General features: G+C 63.5%; 27 protein-coding genes and 1 tRNA gene. 21 read left to right on the top strand and 7 right to left on the bottom strand.

The genetic code is table 11. The annotated features are described in order from the left end of the window. Nucleotides 1-10: 10 nt before the first annotated feature. The 17 genes from PVE73_RS15705 (at nt 11) to PVE73_RS15625 (ending at nt 17,259) form a co-directional block, all read left to right on the top strand. Nucleotides 11-352, top strand: coding sequence for a pentapeptide repeat-containing protein (locus PVE73_RS15705; RefSeq protein ID WP_277363145.1), 342 nt, complete (start codon nt 11-13; stop codon nt 350-352). Beyond that, the gene (nuoG, locus tag PVE73_RS15700) at nt 345-2,426 is read left to right on the top strand and encodes an NADH-quinone oxidoreductase subunit NuoG (RefSeq protein WP_277363144.1); all 2,082 of its coding nucleotides are present in this window, start codon (nt 345-347) and stop codon (nt 2,424-2,426) included. Before PVE73_RS15705 ends, nuoG begins: the two co-directional genes overlap by 8 nt. 13 nt (nt 2,427-2,439) lie before the next feature. Further along, on the top strand, nt 2,440-3,483 hold the full coding sequence (gene nuoH / locus PVE73_RS15695) for an NADH-quinone oxidoreductase subunit NuoH (RefSeq protein ID WP_277363143.1): 1,044 nt from the start codon (nt 2,440-2,442) through the stop codon (nt 3,481-3,483). Between the two features lie 34 nt (nt 3,484-3,517). Beyond that, a complete protein-coding gene (nuoI, locus tag PVE73_RS15690) occupies nt 3,518-4,009 on the top strand; it encodes an NADH-quinone oxidoreductase subunit NuoI (protein WP_277363142.1) in 492 nt (163 codons plus the stop codon). A 123-nt stretch (nt 4,010-4,132) separates the two neighbouring features. Continuing rightward, nucleotides 4,133-4,753, top strand: coding sequence for an NADH-quinone oxidoreductase subunit J (locus PVE73_RS15685; protein ID WP_277363141.1), 621 nt, complete (start codon nt 4,133-4,135; stop codon nt 4,751-4,753). Between the two features lie 4 nt (nt 4,754-4,757). Then, nucleotides 4,758-5,066, top strand: a complete 309-nt coding sequence (gene nuoK, locus PVE73_RS15680) for an NADH-quinone oxidoreductase subunit NuoK (protein WP_277363140.1) — start codon at nt 4,758-4,760, stop codon at nt 5,064-5,066. Between the two features lie 13 nt (nt 5,067-5,079). After that, nucleotides 5,080-7,068 (top strand): NADH-quinone oxidoreductase subunit L, encoded by a 1,989-nt coding sequence (nuoL, locus tag PVE73_RS15675; RefSeq protein WP_277363139.1) that lies wholly within the window; start codon nt 5,080-5,082, stop codon nt 7,066-7,068. A gap of 3 nt (nt 7,069-7,071) precedes the next feature. Further along, nucleotides 7,072-8,574, top strand: coding sequence for an NADH-quinone oxidoreductase subunit M (locus PVE73_RS15670; protein WP_277363138.1), 1,503 nt, complete (start codon nt 7,072-7,074; stop codon nt 8,572-8,574). Between the two features lie 15 nt (nt 8,575-8,589). Then, complete coding sequence (nuoN, locus tag PVE73_RS15665; RefSeq protein WP_277363137.1) at nt 8,590-10,026, top strand: NADH-quinone oxidoreductase subunit NuoN; 1,437 nt, start codon at nt 8,590-8,592, stop codon at nt 10,024-10,026. A 1-nt stretch (nt 10,027) separates the two neighbouring features. After that, nucleotides 10,028-10,855 carry a biotin--[acetyl-CoA-carboxylase] ligase gene (locus PVE73_RS15660; RefSeq protein ID WP_277363136.1) on the top strand — a complete coding sequence of 276 codons (828 nt, stop codon included), beginning with the start codon at nt 10,028-10,030 and terminating at the stop codon, nt 10,853-10,855. Between the two features lie 82 nt (nt 10,856-10,937). Next, nucleotides 10,938-12,545 carry a ribonuclease J gene (locus PVE73_RS15655; protein WP_277367473.1) on the top strand — a complete coding sequence of 536 codons (1,608 nt, stop codon included), beginning with the start codon at nt 10,938-10,940 and terminating at the stop codon, nt 12,543-12,545. Nucleotides 12,546-12,553: 8 nt separating this feature from the next. Next, complete coding sequence (gene mce / locus PVE73_RS15650) at nt 12,554-12,958, top strand: methylmalonyl-CoA epimerase (RefSeq protein ID WP_277363135.1); 405 nt, start codon at nt 12,554-12,556, stop codon at nt 12,956-12,958. Nucleotides 12,959-13,095: 137 nt separating this feature from the next. Continuing rightward, entirely contained in the window at nt 13,096-13,221 is a 126-nt protein-coding gene (locus tag PVE73_RS15645; protein WP_277363134.1) for a hypothetical protein, read from the top strand. A 94-nt stretch (nt 13,222-13,315) separates the two neighbouring features. After that, nucleotides 13,316-13,585, top strand: coding sequence for a DUF1467 family protein (locus PVE73_RS15640; RefSeq protein ID WP_277363133.1), 270 nt, complete (start codon nt 13,316-13,318; stop codon nt 13,583-13,585). A 375-nt stretch (nt 13,586-13,960) separates the two neighbouring features. Further along, nucleotides 13,961-15,289: a proline--tRNA ligase gene (gene proS, locus PVE73_RS15635; RefSeq protein WP_277363132.1), complete on the top strand. Its 1,329-nt coding sequence runs from the start codon at nt 13,961-13,963 to the stop codon at nt 15,287-15,289. Then, nucleotides 15,286-16,569 carry a lipoprotein-releasing ABC transporter permease subunit gene (locus PVE73_RS15630; protein ID WP_277363131.1) on the top strand — a complete coding sequence of 428 codons (1,284 nt, stop codon included), beginning with the start codon at nt 15,286-15,288 and terminating at the stop codon, nt 16,567-16,569. Before proS ends, PVE73_RS15630 begins: the two co-directional genes overlap by 4 nt. Next, entirely contained in the window at nt 16,570-17,259 is a 690-nt protein-coding gene (locus PVE73_RS15625) for an ABC transporter ATP-binding protein (RefSeq protein ID WP_277363130.1), read from the top strand. A gap of 40 nt (nt 17,260-17,299) precedes the next feature. Here PVE73_RS15625 and PVE73_RS15620 read toward each other — a convergent pair whose 3' ends face one another. Next, complete coding sequence (locus PVE73_RS15620; protein WP_277363129.1) at nt 17,300-17,653, bottom strand: VOC family protein; 354 nt, start codon at nt 17,651-17,653, stop codon at nt 17,300-17,302. On the opposite strand from PVE73_RS15620, the gene PVE73_RS15615 reads away from it, so the two are divergent. After that, nucleotides 17,643-17,939, top strand: coding sequence for a hypothetical protein (locus tag PVE73_RS15615; RefSeq protein WP_277363128.1), 297 nt, complete (start codon nt 17,643-17,645; stop codon nt 17,937-17,939). The two genes, PVE73_RS15620 and PVE73_RS15615, sit on opposite strands and share 11 nt — an antisense overlap. Before the next feature lie 47 nt (nt 17,940-17,986). Here the strand turns inward: PVE73_RS15615 and ggt are convergent, their stop codons facing one another. Both ggt and lipB read right to left on the bottom strand, forming a co-directional pair. After that, nucleotides 17,987-19,744 (bottom strand): gamma-glutamyltransferase, encoded by a 1,758-nt coding sequence (ggt, locus tag PVE73_RS15610; RefSeq protein ID WP_277363127.1) that lies wholly within the window; start codon nt 19,742-19,744, stop codon nt 17,987-17,989. Between the two features lies 1 nt (nt 19,745). Beyond that, the gene (lipB, locus tag PVE73_RS15605; RefSeq protein WP_277363126.1) at nt 19,746-20,483 is read right to left on the bottom strand and encodes a lipoyl(octanoyl) transferase LipB; all 738 of its coding nucleotides are present in this window, start codon (nt 20,481-20,483) and stop codon (nt 19,746-19,748) included. A gap of 170 nt (nt 20,484-20,653) precedes the next feature. Here lipB and PVE73_RS15600 point away from each other — a divergent pair. After that, a tRNA-Leu gene (locus PVE73_RS15600) sits at nt 20,654-20,738 on the top strand. A 727-nt stretch (nt 20,739-21,465) separates the two neighbouring features. On the opposite strand, the gene PVE73_RS15595 is transcribed toward PVE73_RS15600, so the two are convergent. After that, nucleotides 21,466-21,894 (bottom strand): hypothetical protein, encoded by a 429-nt coding sequence (locus tag PVE73_RS15595; protein WP_277363125.1) that lies wholly within the window; start codon nt 21,892-21,894, stop codon nt 21,466-21,468. Nucleotides 21,895-22,049: 155 nt separating this feature from the next. Next, nucleotides 22,050-22,214, bottom strand: coding sequence for a hypothetical protein (locus PVE73_RS15590; RefSeq protein ID WP_277367472.1), 165 nt, complete (start codon nt 22,212-22,214; stop codon nt 22,050-22,052). Between the two features lie 230 nt (nt 22,215-22,444). Between PVE73_RS15590 and PVE73_RS15585 the strand changes: the two genes are divergently transcribed. Further along, a complete protein-coding gene (locus tag PVE73_RS15585) occupies nt 22,445-22,627 on the top strand; it encodes a CsbD family protein (protein WP_277363124.1) in 183 nt (60 codons plus the stop codon). Nucleotides 22,628-22,758: 131 nt separating this feature from the next. Next, nucleotides 22,759-23,109, top strand: coding sequence for an amphi-Trp domain-containing protein (locus tag PVE73_RS15580; RefSeq protein ID WP_277363123.1), 351 nt, complete (start codon nt 22,759-22,761; stop codon nt 23,107-23,109). Between the two features lie 45 nt (nt 23,110-23,154). Here the strand turns inward: PVE73_RS15580 and PVE73_RS15575 are convergent, their stop codons facing one another. Continuing rightward, a complete protein-coding gene (locus PVE73_RS15575) occupies nt 23,155-23,676 on the bottom strand; it encodes a DUF6790 family protein (RefSeq protein ID WP_277363122.1) in 522 nt (173 codons plus the stop codon). A gap of 118 nt (nt 23,677-23,794) precedes the next feature. Continuing rightward, nucleotides 23,795-24,469 carry a BA14K family protein gene (locus tag PVE73_RS15570; protein ID WP_277363121.1) on the bottom strand — a complete coding sequence of 225 codons (675 nt, stop codon included), beginning with the start codon at nt 24,467-24,469 and terminating at the stop codon, nt 23,795-23,797. Nucleotides 24,470-24,479: the final 10 nt, after the last annotated feature.

Genomic DNA, 24,479 nt, shown 5'->3' with positions numbered 1-24,479 from the left:
GAATAGGGCGATGAAGATCGAAGGGGAAAAGCACCGGATGACGGTGAGGAAAAGCGACCTGTCGGGGTCGGTTTTCGACGACGTCAATCTGTCTGGGTGCAGCTTCGAGAACGTCAATCTGTCGGGCGGTAAGTACCACGACATTAATCTGTCGGGCTGCACCTTCGATGACCTGAACATGTCCGGCTGGACGGTGAAGGACGTCAATTTTTCCGGCCTGCGAATTGAGAATGCCAATCTTGCCGGCGCGTCCATCACGAATTGCCGGCTGGAGGGCATGACGATAGACGGCATCGAGGTCTCGGACCTGATCGCCGCATGGAAAGAACGCGAGGCGCGCGATAATGGCTAGGTTGAAAGTCGACGGCACGGAGATCGAGGTTCCCGATCACTACACGCTGCTGCAGGCTGCCGAGGAAGCGGGGGCGGAGATTCCGCGCTTCTGCTTCCATGAGCGGCTTTCCGTCGCCGGCAACTGCCGCATGTGCCTGGTCGAGGTGAAGGGAGGGCCGCCCAAGCCGGCGGCTTCCTGCGCCATGGGTGTGCGCGACCTCCGTCCGGGACCGAATGGCGAGGTGCCGGAGATCTTCACCAAGACGCCGATGGTGAAGAAGGCGCGCGAAGGGGTGATGGAGTTCCTGCTCATCAACCATCCGCTCGACTGTCCGATCTGCGACCAGGGCGGCGAGTGCGACCTGCAGGACCAGGCCATGGCCTATGGCGTGGATTCCTCGCGCTTCCACGAGAACAAGCGCGCCGTCGAGGACAAGTATATCGGTCCGCTCGTCAAGACGATCATGACGCGCTGCATCCACTGCACGCGCTGTGTGCGCTTCACCACCGAGGTGGGCGGCATTTCGGAGCTGGGCGCCACGGGCCGCGGCGAGGACATGGAGATCACCACCTATCTGGAGCAGGCGATGACGTCCGAACTCCAGGGCAATGTGATCGACCTCTGCCCCGTGGGCGCGCTGACCTCCAAGCCCTATGCCTTCCAGGCCCGCCCCTGGGAGCTCACGAAGACCCAGTCCATCGATGTCATGGATGCAGTCGGCTCCGCGATCCGCGTGGACACGCGCGGCCGCGAGGTGATGCGGATCCTGCCGATCGTCAACGAATTCGTGAACGAGGAGTGGATCTCCGACAAGACCCGCTTCGTCTGGGACGGCCTCAGGACCCAGCGCCTCGACCGGCCCTATGTGCGCAAGGGCAAGCGCCTGCAGCCGGCAAGCTGGCCGGAAGCCTTCGAGGCGATCGCCAAGGCCGTGAAGAAGGCCGCGCCGGAGAAGATCGGCGCGATCGGAGGCGATCTCGCCAGCGTCGAGGAGATGTATGCGCTGAAACAACTCATGCAGTCGCTCGGTTCGCCCAATATCGACTGCAGGCAGGACGGCACCGCGCTCGATCCGAAGTTCGGCCGCGCGAGCTACATCTTCAACCCGACCATCGAGGGGATCGAGCAGGCCGATGCCCTGCTGATGATCGGCGCCAACCCGCGTATCGAGGCGGCGGTGCTCAACGCCCGCATCCGCAAGCGCTGGCGCATGGGCGAATTCCCCATCGGCGTGATCGGCGAAGGCGGCGAGCTGCGCTACGACTACACGCATCTCGGCGCCGGGCCCGAGACCCTTTCGGATCTGGCCGACGGGAAGGGAGACTTCCTGTCGGTGCTCAAGGATGCCAAGCGCCCGATGGTCATCGTGGGGCAGGGGGCGCTCGCCCGTCCCGACGGTGCGGCGGTGCTTGCCCGCGCGGCGAGGCTTGCCGGCGAAATCGGCGCGGCCTCGGCGGAGTGGAACGGCTTTGCCGTGCTGCACACGGCGGCAAGCCGCGTGGGCGGTCTCGATCTCGGTCTCGTGCCCGCCAGGGGCGGCAAGGACGTCGCCGGCATGATGGGCACGATGGAGGTGCTCTTCCTGCTGGGCGCCGACGAGATCGATATGAACGGGATCGGCGACGCCTTCACGGTCTATATCGGCACCCATGGCGATGCCGGCGCGCACCGCGCCGACGTGATCCTGCCCGGCGCGACCTATGCGGAGAAGTCGGCCACCTATGTGAACACGGAAGGCCGCGTGCAGATGACGAACCGCGCCGGCTTCGCCCCGGGCGATGCCCGCGAGGACTGGGCGGTGCTGCGCGCGCTGTCGGACGTGCTCGGCCACAAGCTGCCCTTCGATTCGCTGCAGCAGCTCCGTTCGCAGCTCTACGTCGAATATCCGCATTTCGCGGGCCTCGATGCGATCGAACCGGGGACGGCCGACCAGGTGCTGGCGCTCGCCGGGCTTTCCGGCAAGCTCAATGCCGCGCCCTTCCTCTCGACGGTGGCGGACTTCTACCTCACCAACCCGATCGCGCGGGCGTCCGCGGTGATGGCCGAGTGCTCGGCACTTGCGCGCGGCGAATTGAAACAGGCGGCCGAGTAGGGGGCGAGAACCGATGGAATCCTTTGTCACGCTCTACCTTCTTCCGGGCCTCCTGATTTTGCTCAAGTCGGTGGCGCTCATCGTCATCCTGCTCGTCGGCGTCGCCTATCTCCTTTATGCCGACCGCAAGGTCTGGGCGGCCGTCCAGCTTCGCCGCGGCCCGAACGTCGTCGGCCCCTGGGGCACGCTGCAGGCGTTCGCCGATCTCCTGAAGTTCGTCTTCAAGGAGCCGGTGATTCCGTCCGGCGCCAACAAGGGCGTGTTCCTTCTGGCGCCGCTGGTTGCCGCCGCCCTGGCGCTCTCCGCCTGGGCTGTGATCCCGGTGAGCGAAGGCTGGGCCATCGCCAACGTCAATGTCGGCATCCTCTACGTCTTCGCCATCTCCTCGCTGGAGGTCTATGGCGTGATCATGGGCGGCTGGGCGTCGAACTCGAAATATCCGTTCCTGGGAGCCCTGCGCTCGGCCGCGCAGATGGTCTCCTACGAGGTCTCCATCGGTTTCGTGATCGTGACGGTGCTTCTTGCCGTGGGGTCGCTCAACCTGACGGATATCGTGCTGTCACAGCGCGACGGGCTGGGCACCATGGTGGGCCTGCCGAACTCCTTCCTCGACTGGCACTGGCTCGCGCTGTTCCCGATGTTCATCATCTTTTTCATCTCGGCGCTCGCGGAGACGAACCGTCCGCCCTTCGATCTGGTCGAGGCCGAATCGGAACTCGTGGCCGGCCACATGATCGAGTATTCCTCGACGCCGTTCCTTCTCTTCTTCCTCGGCGAATATGTCGCCATCGTCCTGATGTGCGCGCTGACCACCATCCTCTTCCTCGGCGGATGGCTGCCTCCCTTCGATTTCGCGCCCTTCACCTGGGTGCCCGGGGTGATCTGGTTCGTGCTCAAGCTTGTGGGCGTCTTCTTCATGTTCGCGCTCGTAAAATCCTTCGTGCCGCGCTACCGCTACGACCAGCTCATGCGGCTCGGCTGGAAAGTGTTCCTGCCGATCTCTCTCTTCATGGTGGTGGCGACGGCGGCATTCCTGAAATTCACGGGGCTGGCATGAGAGGCCGCCCGTCCAGAATCGCTGGAGAATGACGATGTCAGCTCTTGCCCAGGCCGCCAAATCCCTTCTCCTGAAGGAGTTCTTCGGCGCGATCGTTCTGTCCATGCGGCAGTTCTTCTCGCCCAAGGCGACGCTCAACTATCCGCATGAGAAGGGGCCGATCAGTCCCCGCTTCCGCGGCGAACACGCGCTGCGCCGCTACCCGAACGGCGAGGAGCGCTGCATCGCCTGCAAGCTCTGCGAGGCGATCTGCCCGGCGCAGGCCATCACCATCGAAGCGGGTCCGCGCCGCAATGACGGCACGCGCCGTACCGTGCGGTACGATATCGACATGGTGAAATGCATCTATTGCGGCTTCTGCCAGGAAGCCTGCCCGGTCGACGCGGTCGTCGAGGGGCCGAATTTCGAGTTCGCGACGGAAACGCGCGAGGAACTCTACTACGACAAGGAAAAGCTGCTTGCGAACGGCGACCGGTGGGAGCGCGAGCTTGCGCGCAACATCGAGCTCGACGCGCCGTATCGCTAAGCGGCGGCGGTTGGGACTGCAGGAGTAGACGAGGGCGGGGCGCTCATTTAAGAGGGCCGGCAATCGGGGCTGAACGAACGGCCGGTGCGGCAGCGCCGGCCATGGAAACAATCGAGGGAATCGATGCTGACAGGACTCGAGGCGATCTTCTTCTATCTCTTCGCCTTCATCGCGGTTGCGGCGGCCTTCATGGTCATCTCGGCGCGCAACCCCGTTCATTCGGTTCTCTACCTGATCCTGACCTTCTTCAACGCGGCCGCACTCTTCCTGCTGACGGGCGCCGAATTCCTGGCGATGATCCTGCTCGTCGTCTATGTCGGCGCGGTGGCGGTGCTCTTCCTCTTCGTCGTCATGATGCTCGATGTGGACTTCGCCGAATTGAAGCACGGAGCGCTGCAATATGCGCCGATCGGCGCCATGGTGGGGATCATTCTCGCCGTGGAACTGATCGTGGTCCTCGGCGGCTACGCCTTCTCGCCGGAAATCGCGGCGGAAGTGGCCAAGCCTACGCCGGAGATCGCCGTGCGGCACAACACCGCCGCGCTGGGTGACATTCTCTACACGGACTATTTCTACTTCTTCCAGGTCGCGGGCCTCATCCTGCTCGTGGCCATGATCGGCGCGATCGTGCTCACGCTCAGGCACAAGCCGAACGTGAAGCGGCAGAACATCTCCGAACAGGTGGCGCGCACGCCGGCGACCGCGATCGAAATCCGCAAGGTGGAAACGGGCGAGGGGATCTGAGGTCATGGAAGTCGGCATCGCGCATTATCTCACCGTTTCGGCCATTCTTTTCACGCTCGGCGTCTTCGGCATCTTTCTCAACCGTAAGAACGTCATCATCATTTTGATGTCCATCGAGCTCATCCTGCTTTCCGTGAACCTCAACTTCATCGCCTTTTCGGCGGAGCTGGGCGATCTGGTGGGGCAGGTCTTTGCGCTCTTCGTGCTGACCGTTGCCGCGGCCGAGGCCGCGATCGGCCTTGCCATCCTTGTGGTCTTCTTCCGCAACCGCGGCTCGATCGCGGTGGAAGACATCAACATGATGAAGGGCTGAAGAGGGGACCTTCATGTATCAGGCGATCGTTTTCCTTCCGCTTGCGGGCTTTCTTATTGCCGGGTTCTTCGGCCGCTCCATCGGCGCGAAGGGGTCCGAATACATCACCTCCGGCCTGCTGGTGATCGCGGCCGTCCTGTCCTGGATCGCCTTCTTCTCCGTGGCGCTGGGCGAGGGCGAGGCCTTCACCGTCCCGGTGCTGCGCTTCATCTCCTCGGGCGCGCTCGACGTGGACTGGGCGCTCAGGATCGACACGCTGACGGCCGTGATGCTGGTGGTGGTCAACACCGTCTCGGCGCTGGTGCACATCTATTCGATCGGCTACATGCACCACGATCCCGATCGTCCCCGCTTCTTCGCCTATCTGTCGCTCTTCACCTTCGCCATGCTCATGCTGGTGACGTCCGACAACCTGGTGCAGATGTTCTTCGGCTGGGAGGGCGTGGGCCTCGCCTCCTATCTGCTCATCGGCTTCTGGTACAAGAAGCCTTCCGCCAATGCGGCGGCCATGAAGGCCTTCATCGTCAACCGTGTCGGCGACTTCGGTTTCGCGCTCGGCATCTTCGGCGTCTTTGTCCTCTTCGGCTCGGTCAATTTCGACACGATCTTCGCCAACACGGCCGCCTTCATGCCGGCCGAGGGCGGGGCGGGAGCGGCCGAGCCGGTTCTCACCTTCCTGGGCTATGCGCTCGATCCGCACGCCGCGCTGACCATCGTCTGCCTGCTTCTTTTCATGGGGGCCATGGGCAAGTCGGCGCAGGTGCCGCTTCATACCTGGCTTCCGGACGCCATGGAGGGCCCGACGCCGGTCTCTGCGCTGATTCATGCCGCGACCATGGTGACCGCGGGCGTCTTCATGGTGGCGCGGCTGTCGCCGATATTCGAACTGTCGGCCACGGCGCTGACGGTGGTCACCGCCGTCGGTGCCTTCACGGCCTTCTTCGCGGCGACCATCGGCCTTGTGCAGAACGACATCAAGCGCGTGATCGCCTATTCGACCTGCTCGCAGCTCGGCTACATGTTCGTGGCCCTGGGCACGGGCTTCTACAGCGCGGCGATCTTCCACCTTTTCACGCACGCCTTCTTCAAGGCGCTGCTCTTCCTGGGGGCCGGCTCGGTGATCCATGCCGTCTCCGACGAGCAGGACATGCGCAAGATGGGCGGGCTCAGGACGCTGATCCCGAAGACCTACTGGATGATGGTGATCGGCACGCTGGCGCTGACCGGCGTCGGCATCCCCGGCACGCTCATCGGCACGGCAGGCTTCTTCTCCAAGGACGCCATCATCGAGGGCTCCTTCGTCGCCCACAACGCCGTGGCGCCCATCGCCTTCACGCTGCTCGTCGTGGCCGCGGTCTTCACCAGCTTCTATTCCTGGCGGCTCATCTTCATGACGTTCCACGGCAAGCCGCGCGCGTCCTCCGATGTCATGCATCATGTGCATGAATCCCCGTATGTGATGCTGGTCCCGCTCTTCCTGCTGGCGGCTGGCGCCCTGTTCGCCGGCCTGCTCTTCGAGGGCTTCTTCGTCGGTCACGAATACGGGCATTTCTGGAAGGGCGCACTCTTCACGCTGCCGGAGAATGAGATCCTCGAGGAGTTCCACCACGTTCCGCTGTGGGTGAAGCTGTCGCCCTTCGTGGCCATGTTGCTCGGCCTCCTCATTGCCTGGCAGTTCTACATCCGCTCCCCGGAAAGCCCGAAGCGGCTGGCGGAGCAGCATCGTGGCCTCTACGCATTCCTCCTCAACAAGTGGTATTTCGACGAAGCCTACGATTTCCTCTTCGTGCGGCCGGCAAAGCGGCTGGGCACTTTCCTCTGGAAGAAGGGCGACGGCTGGTTCATCGACGGGCTCGGCCCGGATGGCATCTCCGCGCGCGTCGTCGATGTCGCCAACCGCGTGGTCAAGCTGCAGACCGGCTATCTCTACCACTATGCTTTCGCGATGCTGATCGGCATCGCCGCCTTCGTGACCTGGATGATGCTTGGGAGCTCGTTTTAAGAAATGACCGATTGGCCCATTCTTTCCACGGTCACCTTCCTGCCGCTCGTCGGCGCGTTCCTGATCCTGCTCATCCGGGACGACGGGGCGAGCGCGCGCCGCAACATCCGCAATGTGGCGCTGCTGACCACGGTCTTCACCTTCGTCCTCTCGCTCTTCATCTGGCTCGGCTTCGATTATTCGGTGCCCGGCTTCCAGATGGTGGAGAAGCGGGACTGGCTCGACTCCGGCATCTCCTACCACATGGGCGTCGACGGCATCTCGATGCTGTTCGTGATCCTCACGACCTTCCTGATGCCGTTCTGCATCCTGGCGAGCTGGGAAGCGATCGACAGCCGCGTCAAGGAGTACATGATCGCGTTCCTGATCCTGGAAACGCTGATGATCGGCGTTTTCTGCGCGCTGGACATCGTGCTCTTCTACGTCTTCTTCGAGGCGGGCCTCATCCCGATGTTCATCATCATCGGCGTGTGGGGCGGCAAGCGCCGCGTCTATGCGAGCTTCAAGTTCTTCCTCTACACGCTCGCCGGCTCGGTGCTCATGCTTCTGGCCATGATGGCCATGTTCTGGCAGGCCGGCACGACGGATATCCCGACGCTGCTCACGCACGCCTTCCCGGTGCAGATGCAGTATTGGCTATGGATGGCGTTCTTCGCTTCGTTCGCGGTGAAGATGCCGATGTGGCCGGTGCATACCTGGCTGCCCGACGCCCATGTGGAGGCGCCGACGGCGGGCTCCGTGATCCTGGCCGGCATCCTCCTGAAGATGGGCGGCTACGGATTCCTGCGCTTCTCTCTGCCGATGTTTCCCGAGGCGTCCGCGGCCTTCGCGCCCTTCATCTTCACGCTTTCGGTCGTCGCGATCATCTACACCTCGCTGGTGGCGATGATGCAGGAGGACATCAAGAAGCTCATCGCCTATTCCTCCGTCGCCCATATGGGCTTCGTGACGATGGGCATATTCGCCATGAACGAGCAGGGCGTGCAGGGCGCCATCTTCCAGATGCTCAGCCACGGCCTGGTCTCGGGCGCGCTCTTCCTCTGCGTCGGCGTGGTCTATGACCGCATGCACACCCGCGAGATCGCGGCCTATGGCGGCCTCGTGAACAACATGCCGAAATATGCGGTGGCCTTCATGGTCTTCACCATGGCCAATGTGGGCCTGCCCGGAACGAGCGGATTCGTGGGCGAGTTCCTGACGCTGCTCGCCGTCTTCCAGGTCAACACCTGGGTCGCCTTCTTCGCCACCACGGGCGTGATCCTCTCGGCGGCCTACGCGCTGTGGCTCTACCGCCGCGTGATCTTCGGGGCACTCACCAAGGAGAGCCTGAAGGGCCTGACGGATCTGTCCCTGCGCGAGAAGACGATCCTCTATCCCCTGGTGGCGCTCGTCATCTTTTTCGGCGTCTATCCGGCAGCACTCCTCGATACGACCACGGCTTCCGTCGGCGCGCTCCTCGACCATGTGAGCGCATCGCTCCAGACCGCGACCGCGGCCGCCAATTGAACGGGAAGACTTCGCATGACGTTTGATCTCACATCGAGCCTGGCTCTCGCGGTTCCCGAGGTGGCGCTCGCCGTGGGCGCGATGGTTCTCTTGATGATCGGTGTCTTCTCGGGCGAGAGGGCAAACACCACCGTGACCGGGCTTGCGGTGGCGCTGTTCCTGGCCGTCATCGTGTGGATCGTCGTCTTCCCCGCGGATGGCTGGGCATTCGACGGCGCCTTCGTCAGCGATCCCTTCTCGCGTTTCATGAAGCTTCTGACGCTGGTCGGCTCCGCCGTGACGCTGGTGATGTCGGTGGGATTCGCCAAGGCGGAGAAGTTCGACAAGTTCGAATATCCGGTCCTCATCATGCTCTCGACGCTGGGCATGATGCTGATGGTCTCCGCCAACGACATGATCTCGCTCTATCTCGGGCTGGAACTCACCTCCCTTGCGCTCTACGTGGTCGCCGCCATCAACCGCGACAGCGTGCGCTCGACGGAGGCGGGCCTGAAATATTTCGTGCTTGGCGCGCTCTCCTCGGGCATGCTGCTCTATGGCGTTTCGCTGGTCTACGGCTTTACCGGCAATACGGGCTTCGAAGCCATCGCCTCCGTGCTGGCGGACGGCGAGCGTCAGCTCGGCCTCATCTTCGGTCTCGTCTTCGTCCTTGCCGGCCTCGCCTTCAAGATCTCGGCCGTGCCCTTCCACATGTGGACGCCGGACGTATACGAAGGCGCGCCGACGCCGGTGACGGCCTTCTTTGCCGCAGCCCCCAAGATGGCGGCGGTGGCGCTGCTCGTCCGCGTCACGATGCAGGCCTTCGAGCCGATCGCGCTCGACTGGCAGCAGATCATCGTCTTCATCTCGATCGCCTCCATGCTGCTCGGCTCCTTCGCCGCGATCGGGCAGCGCAACATCAAGCGGCTGATGGCCTATTCCTCCATCGGCCATATGGGTTTCGCCCTGGTGGGCCTCGCCGCCAATTCGCCGGCCGGCGTGCGCGGGGTCATCATCTACATGCTCATCTATCTGGCCATGACGCTGGGCACCTTCGCCTTCATCCTGGCGATGCGCCGCAACGACACCAATGTCGAGCAGATCGACGATCTGGCCGGGCTCGCCGCCGCCAATCCCGCAATGGCCACCGTCATGACGATCCTGATGTTCTCCATGGCGGGCATTCCGCCGCTCGCGGGCTTCTGGGCCAAGTGGTACGTGTTCCTGGCGGCCATCGATGCCGGACTGGTTGCACTCGCCGTGATCGGCGTGCTCGCCTCGGTCGTGGCCGCCTATTACTATCTGCGCATCATCAAGGTGATGTGGTTCGATGAAACCGTCGGCGCTTTCCAGCCCATGGCGGGCGAGCTGCGCTTCGTGCTCTCGCTCTCGGGCGCCTTCGTGCTTCTCTACGTGTTCTTCGGCGGTCCCGTCGGCCGGCTGGCGGAAGCCGCAGCGATGACGTTCTTCTGAGATGTTCGCGCTCGCGCCTTCGGCTCTTGCCGCCGGTTACCGGCTGGAGGCGCATGAGAGCGTCGGGTCGACGAATGCGCTGGCTCTCGAAAGGGCGGCCGCGGGCGACGATCCCGGAAATCTCTGGATCGTTTCGAAGGACCAGACCAGCGGGCGCGGCCGGCGCGGCCGTGTATGGGCGACCCCGCCGGGCAATCTTGCCGCCACATTGCTTCTGGTCGACCGGATCGAGCCCGGCATGGCCGCCATCCTGGGCTTCGTGGCGGGACTGTCGCTCTCGGATGCCTTGCGCGCAGTTGCCCCGCAAGCGCGCATCGGCATCGGCGTCGACGGCGGAGAGGAGCGGCGGCAGCGCAGCCGCTTCGAGCTCAAATGGCCCAATGACGTGTTGGCCGATGGAGCGAAACTCGCCGGCATCCTGCTCGAGTCCTCACTGCTGGGCGACGGCCGCTTTGCTGTCGCCGTCGGCATCGGGGTCAATATCGTCGTCCATCCGGCCGATCTGCCCTATCCGGCCACATCACTGCAGGCGCTCGGCGTGGACTGTGACGCCGAACGGCTTTTTATGGCGCTTTCATCTGCCTGGGTGGAGAATTTCACGCTCTGGAAGAGCCCGGACGGCACGGCGGCCATCCGCGAGCGCTGGCTTTCGCAGGCTGCCGGGCTCGGCTCCGAGGTTTCCGTCCGCGCGGATGGCCGCGTCGTGCGGGGCGTGTTCGAAACAATAGACGAGCTGTGCAGGTTCGTCATACGCGAGGATGATGGATCGCGGCTCCTGATCGCCGCGGGTGACGTGCATTTCGGCGCAGTGGCGTCGGTGCGCGCCTGAGAGAACGGTAAGAGGAGAAGGCGTGGCGTCGGAAACAGCGGAACTGGTTTTCTGCCCCCTGGGCGGGGTGGGCGAGATCGGAATGAATTTCGGCCTTTACGGCTATGGTCCGCCTGAAAAGCGCCGCTGGATCGTGGTCGACTGCGGTGTCACCTTTCCGGGCGAGAACCTGCCAGGTGCCGACCTCGTGCTGCCGGACACGCGCTTCATCGAGGAGCAGCTGGACAATCTCGCGGGCATCGTCATCACCCATGCGCATGAGGACCACTACGGAGCGCTTCTGGACCTGTGGCCGCGGCTCAAGGCCAATGTGTGGATGACGCCCTTCACCGCCGGCCTGCTCGAGGCAAAGCGGCAAGGGGAGGCGAACGCGCCCAAGGTCCCCGTAACGATCTACCGGGCAGGTGAGACCTTCACCGTCGGCCCCTTCACGATCGAGGCCGTCGCCGTTGCCCACTCCATTCCCGAGCCCGTGTCGCTCGCGATAACCACGCCGGCGGGCACGGTCATCCACACCGGCGACTGGAAGATCGACCCGGCGCCGTCACTCGGGCCGAAGACGGACGAGGCCCGTTTCCGTGCGCTCGGCGAAAAGGGCGTGCTGGCGCTCGTCTGCGATTCCACCAATGCGATGCGCGAGGGCATCTCGCCCTCGGAGCAGGAGGTGGGCCAGGGGCTCCGGGAAGTGATCGAGAAGGCGCCGGGCCGCGTCGCCGTCACGACCTTTTCCTCCAATGTCGGCCGCATTCGATCCATCGCCGAGGCGGCGCGCGACGCGGGCCGGCAGGTGCTGGTGCTCGGCCGCTCGCTGCAGCGCGTCATCGATGTGGCCGCCGAACTCGGCTATCTCGACGGGCTTCCGCCGTTCCTCTCCGAAGAGGATTTCGGCTACATCCCGCGTGAGAACGCCGTCATCCTCTGCACGGGCAGCCAGGGCGAGGCGCGCGCGGCACTTGCCAAGCTTGCCCGCGACGAAATGCGCAATGTCGCGCTCGCCCCGGGCGACACGGTCGTCTTCTCCTCGCGCACCATTCCCGGGAACGAGAAGGCGATCCTCACGATCAAGAACCAGCTCATCGACCAGGGCGTACACATCGTCGAGGACGGCGGCGCGCTGGTCCATGTTTCCGGGCACCCCCGCCGCAACGAACTCAAGCAGATGTACGAGTGGGTGAAGCCGCGCATCCTCGTGCCGGTGCATGGGGAAGCTGCCCACCTCGTCGCCCAAGGCTCGCTGGGCGCGCTGTCCGGTATCCCGGAGGTGGTGCAGATCAGGAACGGCGACATGCTGCGCCTCGCGCCCGGCGCGGCCGAGATCATCGACCAGGTGCCTTTCGGCCGCATCTACAAGGACGGAAAGGTGATCGGCACGGACGAGGAGGTGGGCATACGCGAGCGGCGCAAGCTCTCCTTCGCCGGCCACGTCGCCGTCAATGTCGTGCTCGATGACCGCTACGATCTCGCGGGCGATCCGGATCTCGTGGCGATCGGCCTGCCCCAGGGAGATTTCTCGGGCGAGCCGTTGGAAGAGATCATGATCGATGCCGCGGTCGGCGCCGTCCGCAGCATTCCGCGCGGCAACCGCAGGGATCTCGACCTGGTTGGAGAGGCGGTGCGCCGTGCTGTCCGCTCCGCCGCGAACGATGTCTGGGGAAAGAAGCCGATCGTGACCGTCTTCGTCACCCAGTAGGAGGAGACATGTTGGGCAGGCTCAACCATGTGGCGATCGCCGTTCCGGATCTGGCGGTTGCCACGGCCACCTACCGCGACGTGCTGGGCGCGCGCGTCTCGCAAGCACAGGCTTTGCCGGAGCACGGGGTGACGGTCGTTTTCGTCGAACTCGGCAATACCAAGGTGGAACTGCTCGAAGCGCTCGGCGAGAATTCCCCGATTGCAGGTTTCCTGGAGAAGAACCCGGCCGGCGGGATGCATCATATCTGCTACGAAGTCGAGGACATCACGGTCGCGCGAGACCGGCTCGCGGCGAGCGGCGCCCGCATTCTGGGCGACGGCGAACCGAAGATCGGCGCTCACGGCAAACCGGTTCTCTTCCTTCACCCCAAGGATTTCCACGGCACCCTGGTCGAGCTTGAACAGGTGTGACGGCAGGCCGCGCCGGCGGTGGTTTCAAAGAGAAGGTGGAGGGAGTATTTAGGGGGATTGGTTGCCAAGCGCAGCGCTGATCACGTCGTGGTAGATCGATACAGCTCGAGAGGCTGGTTGCGCGGCGGCGTTCAGGCATGGATCCTCGGGTCGAGCCCGAGGATGACGAGGTGGAGAGGCCCTACAAAACTCCAACGCCGGTGATTGGCGGAAACGCCCATGCAATCGTCATCCTCGGGCTCGACCCGAGGATCCATGCCTAAACGGTGGTCATGGACGAGGCGCTTCCGGCGTTCTTCCGCCGCATTGTGCGGCAGGATCCAACGACAGCCAGCCATATCGGCAATGGAGAGTTCAATGAGCTGGATTTCGCTCACCGCTGTTTTTTTCATCTTGTGGTGGCTGATGCTCTTCGTGTCGCTGCCGTTCGGCCTGCGCACTCAGGACGACGAGCAGGAGGTGGTGCTGGGCACCACGTCCAGCGCACCGAAGGGCCCGCATATGCTGCGCGCCTTGATCCGCACCACGCTGCTGACGCTGGTCGTTTTCGGTGCATTCTATGTGGTCACGCGTGTGCTGGGATACTCTTTCGACGACATCCCGAGAGTCGTGCCCGATTTCGGCTGAATGGATCTTCGCCAAAAAAAAAGCAAGGCGCGAGCCTTGCAACTAGAACGCGTCCGATCCGTTCCGTTTCTTTAAACGGCGGCTGCGAAAGACCGCGCCAGGACCGTATCCTCCCAAGACTTTTGACCGCGTAAGGAGAGCGGATTGACGCTCCGCTCTCTTGTTTGTGTTGGGTACCTTAGACCAAGTTTTGACTCAATGTCACGCGAAATTTTGCAATGTGATGACTTGCTTGCCCGGTATGGTTGACATCTGCTCTGAAGAGCCCCCGCGTGGGGAGGCCGGGTTTTCAACCTGTCCCGAAACCGATAAGAAGCCTCACCAGACAGGCGGAAGGAAGTGATTCCGCCGGCCCTTTTCGTCACGGATTGTTCCATGCGACTGTCGCGTTTCTTCCTGCCCATCCTGAAGGAGAATCCCCGTGAGGCGGAGATCGTCTCGCACCGGCTGATGCTGCGTGCCGGCATGATCCGCCAGCAGGGAGCAGGGAGCTTTTCCTGGCTGCCGCTGGGCAAGCGCGTTCTCGACAAGGTCTGCCAGATCATTCGCGAAGAGCAGAACCGTGCGGGCGCGCAGGAGATCCTGATGCCCACCATCCAGTCCGCCGATCTGTGGATCGAGAGCGGGCGCTACAACGATTATGGGAAGGAGATGCTGCGCATTCGCGACCGGCAGGACCGTGCGATGCTCTACGGGCCGACCAATGAGGAGATGGTGACGGACATCTTCCGCGCCTATGTGAAATCCTACAAGGACCTGCCGCTCAATCTCTACCACATCCAGTGGAAGTTCCGGGACGAGGTGCGGCCGCGCTTCGGCGTCATGCGCAGCAGAGAATTCCTGATGAAGGACGCCTACAGCTTCGATCTCGATTACGAGGGCGCCAAGGCTGCCTATAATCGCATGTTCGTCGCCTATCTCAGGACCTTCACGCGGATGGGGCTGAACGCGATCCCGATGCGCGCCGACACGGGCCCGATCGGCGGCGATCTGAGCCACGAGTTCATCATCCTGGCTTCCACCGGCGAAAGCGCGGTGTTCTGCGACCGGGCGTTCCTGGATCTGCCGGTGCCGCCGGCCGATATCGACTTCACCAGCGATGCGGAAATCGGCGGGGTGGTCGCCCGGTGGACCGCGCCCTATGCCGCCACCGACGAGATGCACGACGAAGCCGCCTGGGAAAAGGTGCCGGAGGAGAAGCGCCTCGCCGCGCGCGGCATCGAGGTCGGCCACATCTTCCATTTCGGCACCAAATATTCGACGCCGATGAAGGCGACGGTGACGGGACCGGACGGGCAGGAGCATTTCGTCTCCATGGGCTCCTACGGCATCGGCCCGAGCCGGCTGACCGCGGCGATCATCGAGGCGAGCCATGACGAGAACGGCATCATCTGGCCCGAGAGCGTGGCGCCGTTCGAGATCGCCCTCGTCAATATGAAAGCGGGCGATTCCGACTGCGACCGCGTCTGCGAGGAGATCTATGCCGGACTGCAGGCGGCGGGCCGGGAGGTGCTCTATGACGACACGGACCAGCGCGCCGGCGCCAAGTTCGCCACCGCGGACCTCATCGGCCTGCCGTGGCAGGTGATCGTGGGACCGCGCGGGGTCGCAGCCGGGGAGGTGGAGCTCAAGAACCGCGCAACGGGCGAGCGGCAGACCGTGCCCGTCTCGGCGATAGCGGAGCGGTTCGGCGTGAATCGATGAGCAAGGCCGAGACGGCAAACGGGGGCATCAAACCCTTCTCCCATTTCGAGCGCCTGGTCGCCTGGCGCTACCTGCGTTCGCGCCGCAAGGAGACCGTCGTCTCCGTGATCGCCCTGATCTCCTTTCTCGGCATCATGCTGGGGGTGGCGACGCTCATCGTCGTGATGGCGGTGATGAACGGGTTCCGCAGCGAGCTTCTCACGCGCATCCTCGGCGTCAACGGCCATGTCGTGGTCCAGCCGGTGGATTCGCCACTCAGCGATTACGATGCCGTCGCAGGACGGATCGCCGGTGTGCCGGGCGTGCGCATGGCGATGCCGATCGTGGAGGGGCAGGTGCTCGCCTCCGGGCGCAGCGGGGCCGGCACGGGCGCGCTGGTGCGCGGCGTGCGCGCGGAGGACCTGACCGAGATCGGGCTCGTGGCGGACAATATCCGCGCGGGATCCCTGGTCGATTTCGCGGCCGGGCAGGGGGTGGCGATCGGTTCGCGCATGGCGCAGAATCTGGGCCTTGCGCTTGGCGACTCCATCACGCTCATAGCGCCGGAAGGGGACGTGACGCCCTTCGGCACCACGCCCCGCGTGAAAGGCTATCCGGTGACGGCCATCTTTGAGATCGGCATGTCGGAATATGATGCGTCGATCGTCTTCATGCCGCTGGAGGAGGCCCAGCTCTTCTTCAATGTCGAGGGATTGGCACAGTTCCTGGAGGTCTTTGTCGACCATCCCGACAATGTGGATTCGCTGCGCCCACTGATCGAGGAGGCCGCGCGGCGCCCGGTCTCGATCACCGACTGGCGCCAGCGCAACCAGGTGCTTTTCTCCGCGCTCGAGGTGGAGCGCAACGTCATGTTCATGATCCTGACCATGATCGTGCTCGTGGCTGCCCTCAACATCATTTCCGGCATGATCATGCTGGTGAAGGACAAGGGCCACGATATCGCGATCCTGCGCACCATGGGCGCGACCAGCGGGGCGATCATGCGCATCTTCCTCATGGCTGGCGCGTCGATCGGCGTGGCGGGCACGCTGGCGGGCTTCATCCTGGGCACGCTGCTTTGCCTCAACGTGGAATCGATCCGCGAGTTCTTCACCTGGCTTTCCGGCACGGTGATTTTCGATCCCGAAGTCTATTTCCTGAGCCAGCTTCCGGCCGACATGGAGAGTGGCGAGACCATCTCCGTGGTGCTGATGGCGCTTGTCCTTTCTTTCCTTGCAACCCTTTTCCCGGCCTGGCGCGCCTCGCGCCTCGATCCGGTGGACGCATTGAGATACGAATAGATGCCCGCAAGCGTTTTGGAACTGAAATCGGTCGATCGCCACTACGTCCAGGGACCGAACAGGCTCACGATCCTCAAGGGTGCCGATTTCGCCCTGACCTCCGGGGAAATGGTGGCGCTGGTGGCACCGTCCGGCACGGGCAAGTCGACGCTGCTGCACATCGCCGGCCTTCTTGAACATCCCGATGGCGGAGACGTGATCGTCAACGGACAGTCCTGCTCCGGGCTTTCCGACGACAGGCGCACGGCGATACGGCGCGGCGAGATCGGCTTCGTCTACCAGTTCCATCACCTCCTGCCGGAATTCACCGCGCTCGAGAATGTGATGATGCCGCAGCTCATCGCCGGCCTCAGCCAGCCGGAGGCGAAGGAACGCGCCGCGCAGCTTCTGGCCTACATGAAGCTGGGACCCCGCGCCGAACACAGGCCGTCCGAACTCTCGGGCGGCGAGCAACAGCGCGTGGCGATCGCCCGCGCGGTGGCGAACGCCCCCCTCGTGCTTTTGGCCGATGAGCCGACGGGAAACCTCGATCCCGCGACGGCGGGCTATGTCTTCGATGCGCTCGAAGCGCTCGTGCGCCATTCCGGCCTGGCCGCCCTCATCGCCACCCACAATGAAGAACTCGCCGCCCGGATGGACCGCCGCGTGACTCTATCCGAGGGCCGTGTGGTGGATCTCCCTGCCGGATGAATACGAACTGTAACGCCTCCAGGCAGGAACTCGACCGCGATCACCCTATGTGGGTGAGGATATTGACGAGCCTGCCGAAGGGATCGCGCACATAGAAGCGGCGCACGCCCCAGGGCTCCGTGGCCGGTCCGTATTCGACCGGGAGCCCAGCCTCCCCGACCCGCTCCAGCGCCGCATCCAGGTTGTCTACTTCGATGGACAAATCCGGGACGGAGGTGCCTGAGCCTCCCTCCGAGGCGAAGCTGATCTGCACCCGCATGTTCTCGTTCGAGCCGTAGGTGGTGATCCAGCCGTGATCCATCAGCACGTCAAGGCCGAGCACATCGACATAGAATCGCCTGGCTGCGTCCATCTCCGGCGTTGCGATATTGGCGACAATCCGCTTGACCTTCATTTCCCCTCCTGTCCTGGCGTCGGCGGCGCTCTTGTGGAAGGCTCCATTCCGGACCGGCGCGAGGGAGCCCGGAAATCGGCTTTACGCCATGTTAACGCTGTGCAGCGCGCCGGCGAACATTACGATTGACGAGAACATAATCGGAACATATAAGGATCATATCAAGATCGTTCTGCACTTATGCACAGGAAACAATCCAATGACCTACATCGTTCAGGACATCGCATCGCTGGTCGCCGTCAGCTCCTTCATTCTCGTTGCCGTCACCTGGATCCTCGCCCTTTAGCCGCCGGCGTCGATGACAGACGCCGCGCGGCATGGGAGGGATGCCGTTCAGTCGCCGAGGGCGACTCCCTCCCGTCGCGGATCGGCGCCGCCTTCCAGCCCTTCGGATGTGAAGGCGACGCCATGCAGGCCGGAATTGAGTTCGCCCGCCTCGACCTCGAAGCCGAGTGCCGTGAGGTCATCGGCAAATCCTTCCGCCGGCGTCCCGGCCTCCACCGTATAGGTGCCGAAGCGGTTCGTCAGATGGGGCAGGGAGATGGCCTGCTGCATATCCATGTCCCAATCCACGAGCGCGATGAGGGTATTGGCGACATAGGGAATGATGTTCGAGCCGCCGGGCGAGCCGAGCGCGAAGGCCGGCTTTCCGTCCTCCATCACGATGGTGGGCGACATGGAGGAGCGCGGGCGCTTTCCGGGCTCGACCCGGTTGGCGACAGACTTCCCGTCCTCCGTCGGAGAGAACGAAAAATCGGTGAGCTGGTTGTTGAGCAGGAAGCCTGCCGCCATCTGCCGCGAGCCGAAACCATTCTCGATCGACGTGGTCATCGAGGCGATGTTGCCCGCATCGTCGACGATGACGAAATGCGAGGTCGAGGGCTGTTCCAGGTCGATGCCGCGGATGCGCAGTTCGGCCTTGTCCCAGGGCGGCGTGCCTGCCTTGACCTCCTCCTCGGGAAGGGCGGTCGAACGGCGGATGAGGGCCGCGCGGTCCTGCAGATAATCCGGATTCAAAAGCCCCTTCGGCAAGGAGACGAAATCGCTGTCGGCCATGTAGAGCCCGCGGTCGGCAAAGGCGAGCCGTGTCGCGTCGCCGATGATGCGCCAGCTCTCCGGATCGTCGGGGCCGAGCCCCTCAAGATCGAAATGCGAGACCATTCCCAGGATCTGCCCGACCGTCAGCGCGCCGGAGGAGGGCGGCCCCATGCCACACACCTCGTAACCGCGATAAGGTGCGCAGACTGCCGGCCGCTCCTTGACCTCATAGGCGGCCAGGTCCTCGAGGCTGAGCAATCCCGGATTCGTCGGATGATCCCGCACGGCGGCAACGATCGCTTCGGCGATCTCTCCCGTGTAGAACGCATTCGCGCCCTGTTCCGCGATCGTCCGCAGTGTCCGCGCGTAATCGGGGTTCTTGAGAAGCGTGCCCTCGCGGAGCGGTTCGCCGGCCGCATCGTAGAAATAGGCCCGCGCCGCCGCCTCCTTGTCGAGCTTGCCGGCGTCGGCGGCGATCAGCGCATGCAGCCGCGGCGAGACCTCGAAGCCGTTCTCCGCCAGCGTGACGGCCGGCTGGAAGAGCTTGTCCCAACCGAGCTTGCCGTGGCGTTCGTGCACCTCCTCCATCAGCCGCACGACGCCCGGCGTGCCCACCGAACGACCGCCTATGACCGCGTCGAAGAAGGCGAGCGGCTCGCCCTTGTCATCGAGGAAGAGTTCAGGCGTGGCGGCCTTCGGCGCGGTTTCGCGGCCGTCGAAGGTGGTCACCTTGCCGCTCGACGCATCGTACCAGACCAGGAAGGCACCGCCGCCGATCCCGGAGGATTGCGGCTCGACCAGCCCGAGCACCGTCTGCACGGCGACGAGCGCATCGGCGGCGCTTCCGCCCTGGCGCAGCACCTCGAGCCCCGCTTCCGCCGCAAGCGGATTGGCGGCGGCGACCATGTGGCGTTTCGCCGTGACGGGCGCCTTCTCCTCGACGCCGCTGGCGATTTCGGGAGCAAGCGCATCCGCAGCCTGCTGCGCCGAGGCGGGTGCGGTAAGAAGGCCGAGCGCCATCGCGCCGATGGCGAGTTTCTCCCATGCGTCCATGTCAGGCACTCCTTTTCAGTGGTTCCTCCTGCGCGGCCGCGGCCGGCCCGAACAGGTCCTCGAAAGCTTGTTTCAGCGCCACGTCGAAATCGTCCATCGTGACGGGCAGGCCGAGATCGACCAGGCTGGTGACGCCGAAACCGGAGATGCCGCACGGCACGATGCCGGAGAAATGCGTAAGCTCCGGCTCCACATTCACGGCGATGCCGTGGAAGCTCACCCAGCGGCGCAGCCGGATTCCGATCGCCGCGATCTTGTCTTCCATGGGCGTGCCGTCGGGGAGCGGGGGCTTGTCGGGACGTGCGACCCAGACACCGATGCGGCCGTCCCGGCGCTCGCCGCGGACGTTGAAACGGGCCAGGCTGGCGATGATCCAGTCCTCGAGTGCGGTGACGAAGGCCCGCACGTCCTCGCGCCGCCGCTTGAGGTCGAGCATGACATAGGCCACGCGCTGGCCCGGCCCGTGATAGGTGTATTCGCCGCCGCGGCCGGTCTGGTAGACGGGCAGGCGGGCCGGATCGAGCAGGCTGCCCGAATCGGCGCTGGTGCCAGCGGTGTAGAGCGGAGGATGCTCGATCAGCCACACCATCTCGCCCGCCGTTCCGGCGCGGATGGCTTCGGCGCGGCGCTCCATGAAGGCGAGCGCGGTTTCATAGGGCGTCAGCCCCGGCTCGATCCGCCACTCCACGGGCGGCGAGGGGGAATGCGGGAGGAAGCGTGTCGGGTTTGTCTGGCTCATCGGCTTGATACTCCGCACTTTCTATGGCCCCGGGAAGGCAGGAAGTCGAGAGGGCGAGGCAGGCGCTGCGGCGTTGTTTTCTTTTTGCATATTTGCATTCGGCAGGCTTGTTTCGCCAGGGGTGATTTGCTACATGCCCCCCTGCCGGTGATTGCCGGCCTTCTTTCCGTGCGGTCGTGGCGGAATTGGTAGACGCGCAGCGTTGAGGTCGCTGTGGGGCAACCCGTGGAAGTTCGAGTCTTCTCGACCGCACCATTTCTTCTTTTTGCACTTCCAAGATATTGATTCTTCATCAAAATACGGGGTGCGGGCGTGCGCCGTCCGGCCGGCGCCGCGAAGGCCGTGGCTCTTGCATGTATTTCATGCGAACTCGGTGTTGCAGAACCACGAAAATTGCTGGATGGGGATGTTGCCTGAAACCCTGAAACGGCCAGCAGATTTTCATAGGCGCAGATGCGCAATGAAGTACGCCGGCGGCGCAAAGCCAAGAAGCGGAAGCAGGAGGGGCCTGAGACTAACCTTCTCCTTTGGTGTCAGCAGATCGCCTCATCGGATCGAGCGGCGGCTCGCTGACCAAGAATTTGGACCTGACCCACTCCGAGAATTTACCGTCCGCGATCCCGTTCTCGCGTGAGCATACGCTGGGTCCCGTCTCTACGTACAAGGACTTTCCATCAAAGCAGCCTGCGGTTTTGTGATTTGAGACGCGCGACCATCCCTTGGTCGTTTCGAAGACCATCAGCGATTCCCGAAAGAAGAAGCGGCCAACAACGCCACACTCGAGCGATGGGCAAGTGTATCTCTTCAGGCCGTCAACGGCGACCCATTTTCTTGCATCTGCGTGCGCTGGCGTTGCGGATGCAATGACGATCGCGAAACAAACGGCACCGCACCGTCTCGTCAAATGCGCTTGCATCTGTTCAATCCTGCGTCATGGCGACAAGCCCGCGCCATTCCCCGGCGCGGGCCATCCGCCGCGAGCTCAGCCCTCGGTTCTTGCCGGCTGAGCAACTGGCGAATCCGCCCGTGCCGGCAATTCTTCCATGGCGACCAACTGGTCTGCGCAGAGATCATTGGCGTCTTCCACCTGCTCCTTCAAGCCGGTGAATTGACTCCAGCCGCCCTCGCTAATGAAATCGTCGCGCTCCCAGGAGCTAGCTTCCTTCAGCTTGGCGAGATTCTGCTCGGCATTCGCAGAGGTGATGAACTTGTTGACGCAGAGACTGGCGACGAGTTCCGCGCGAGCATCGGACCGTGCCTGTTGAGCCATTTCAGTCGCCGTGCCGCCTGTGGTCCAGCCGCCAACGGTGAACCCGACAATCATGGTTGCCACGGCAGTGCCTACACATGACCACAGCCAGACTGCTTTCGACGGCCGATAAGCCTCCCAGCTTTGCATGAAGCTTGGCATTGTCTTTCCCCTTGTTGTTCACGGAAGTTTTCCGTTTGCAACAGGAGCGTAACCCACCACGGCTGCCATGTGAACCGCTGGAGCAAAGAAACTCGCAAGCTCGGCATTCGGGGGGCAACGGGATGGGTTGCCCATCACGCGGGCCTGCAATCAGGTCAGGACAGCGAACGAAAAGGCCTGCTGATGCAATATGGGCTCTCTTTCAGCCGCTTCTTCGGCGCATCCACAGACCGGCGGTCAACGCGTAGCCAGGTGATGAGGACGAGGCCATTCAATCCCTCCAGTGCCGCAACGATCCCCGTCGGCCCGGCGGCGTAGATCTCGCCAAACCCCAGCGTCGTGTAGCAAGTGATAGAGAGATAGAAGACGTCGGAAAGGCCTCCCGTGACCTCGCCGGCTAGGGACCCGAAGCTCGGCGTCCTGTCCGAAGGGGCTCTCCAGGATGCCGGAATATATATTGAGTCCTCCCTAACGAATTTCCGAAACTTTTGGGCTCGCCGCTTGTTTGAAGATGCCCGGTGTTGCTGCCGGCGAGAACTGGGAGAGCAAGATGCATAAGGATGAAGCCAAAGGTTCGGCGAAGAAGATGCGGGGGAGCGTGAAAGAAGCGGCCGGTAAGGCCACCGGTGACCAAAACCTGCGCGCCGACGGCAAGGCTGACAAGGCCGAAGGGAAGGTCCAGAAGGGCGTCGGCAAGGCCAAGGACGCCGTGAGGGATGCCCTGAAAAAGTAGATCGCAGTTGCGCTTTTCGCGCAGCATGCGATCGACCTCGGCGGTGCTCTTCGGACCAGACCGGCCGCCGCGTTCCTCGGGGGAACCATGCCGCAGGTCGATGGTTGGGCCCTCCAGATGGAGGAAGCACCATGCCAACCAACCCACATCCTGATGACCCCGCCGAGGGCTCACCGGAAGCGATCGACCATCAGTTGAAGCGGTCCGAGAGCAGCAAAAATGCGAAGACGGTGGACGATGACGGCGACAGTGCCGCCCGAGGACACAAGCCGGGTAGAGACATCGAAGAAGACTATCCGCTCCCGCAGTTCATCGAGAAGATTCGGGAGCTTGCCGATGCCCTGGAGGAGGGGAAGCGATTCCAGCTCCAAGTTGCCGGAGAAATGGTGTCGATCCCTGCGGACGCCGTCTACAACATCGAGTATGAGCGAGAAGGCGGCGAGGAAGAGATCGAGTTTAAGATCAAGTGGTCCGCGAAATAGCACCATTCCCTCCCGGCGGCGGCGCGAATGGAGGCCTGAAGACTCCTAACTCGCGATGCTCGATGTGCGACTCATTGTGCCGTAGCGCATCCAGAGAAGGAGAGCGCCAAGGAGAGGCACGAAGATGTCGGTGTAGAAAATCACGCCGGCATTCCCCGGCGCGAAGTTGCCGGCAGTGACCATTTGGTAGACGTGCCCTGCGGCCGCGCCCAAGAGGAAGCAGGCCGGACCGACAACAGCGGCCAGTCGCATTTCGAAGCCGCCCTTGAATGCCAGGAAACCGACCACGGCGAACCCAAGGCTCGCCCATCCCACCTCGGCTTGAAACGGGCTGTTTTCCCATCCGATAAAGGATGCGGCGAGGTCTCCGAGAAAGACGTGCATCACGAAGTTGTAGAGAAACGTGAAGCCGATCGCGAAGAGGGAATAATATGCCAGTGCCGACTCCGCGAGGGATGGATGCCCCGCCGCCCTTGGTCGTAGTTGTGAGATCGCGGTCGCGATTGCGGCGATGATGAGGAATGTGAGCGTGAAATTGCTCAGCAGGAATGCAACCAGTTGTTCCACGGCGCCCTCCGCACAATCCTAGTTTGTCAGGCTGCCAGCTCCTGAATCGCCGGCCTGCCCGAAGCCTGAACTGTGGCATAGCGGGCCCTTTCGGGACAGCGCCGTCCGCAGGTGGGCGTCATTCGCACTGCCGGCGCGGGCCGCCGCCGTAAGGCTGGTATGTGTTGTCTTCTGGCCGATACGAACGGTACCTGGCAAAGCAAGACCGAACATGTTCAGGCTCGAGATAGGCGCGCTGGTCCTCGCCGGGGAACGGTTCATTCGCATCGGCGGAAGAGCCTTCCGCCGATGCGTTGGTCGTGCTCGTCGCCTTCCGGGCGAAATCCGCGCGCTCAATGGTCTTGGAAAACGGGGAAACGCACTCGCGCCTCTCCCCGCTGTAGGCGTTGTACATGTTGTCGGCGGCGTCATAGGAGCGGTATCGTTCCGAACACCATTCAATGTGCGCTGGGCTTGGCACAGGTCGCGGGGATTGCTCCGGCGCGATCGAGGCCGTCGTTACCGGGTCGATCACCTGCTCGGCCTTGATCCCGTCGCTTCGAGGTCTGGACGCAAACCGCGCTTGCATCGCCGTCTCCGCTTTCGGTGCGTCAGCTCGCGAGGGCTTCGCAGCAGGCTCCACATTGGCGGCGACCCTGACGGGCTCGCTGGTCCACGGTCCGGAAGCACTTGCATAGAAGGGACGAACAGGTACCGGCTCGGCGGTCAGATACACAACGGCGAGGGCCGCACCGCTCACGAAAACGATGCCCGTCAGAAAGAAACCGCTTACGAAGGCGAGTAGGTATTTCATGCTGCGCGTC

The sequence above is a fragment of the Chelativorans sp. AA-79 genome (genome assembly GCF_029457495.1).
GTDB lineage: Bacteria > Pseudomonadota > Alphaproteobacteria > Rhizobiales > Rhizobiaceae > Chelativorans.
This window is presented reverse-complemented; position numbering and strand designations above follow the sequence as displayed.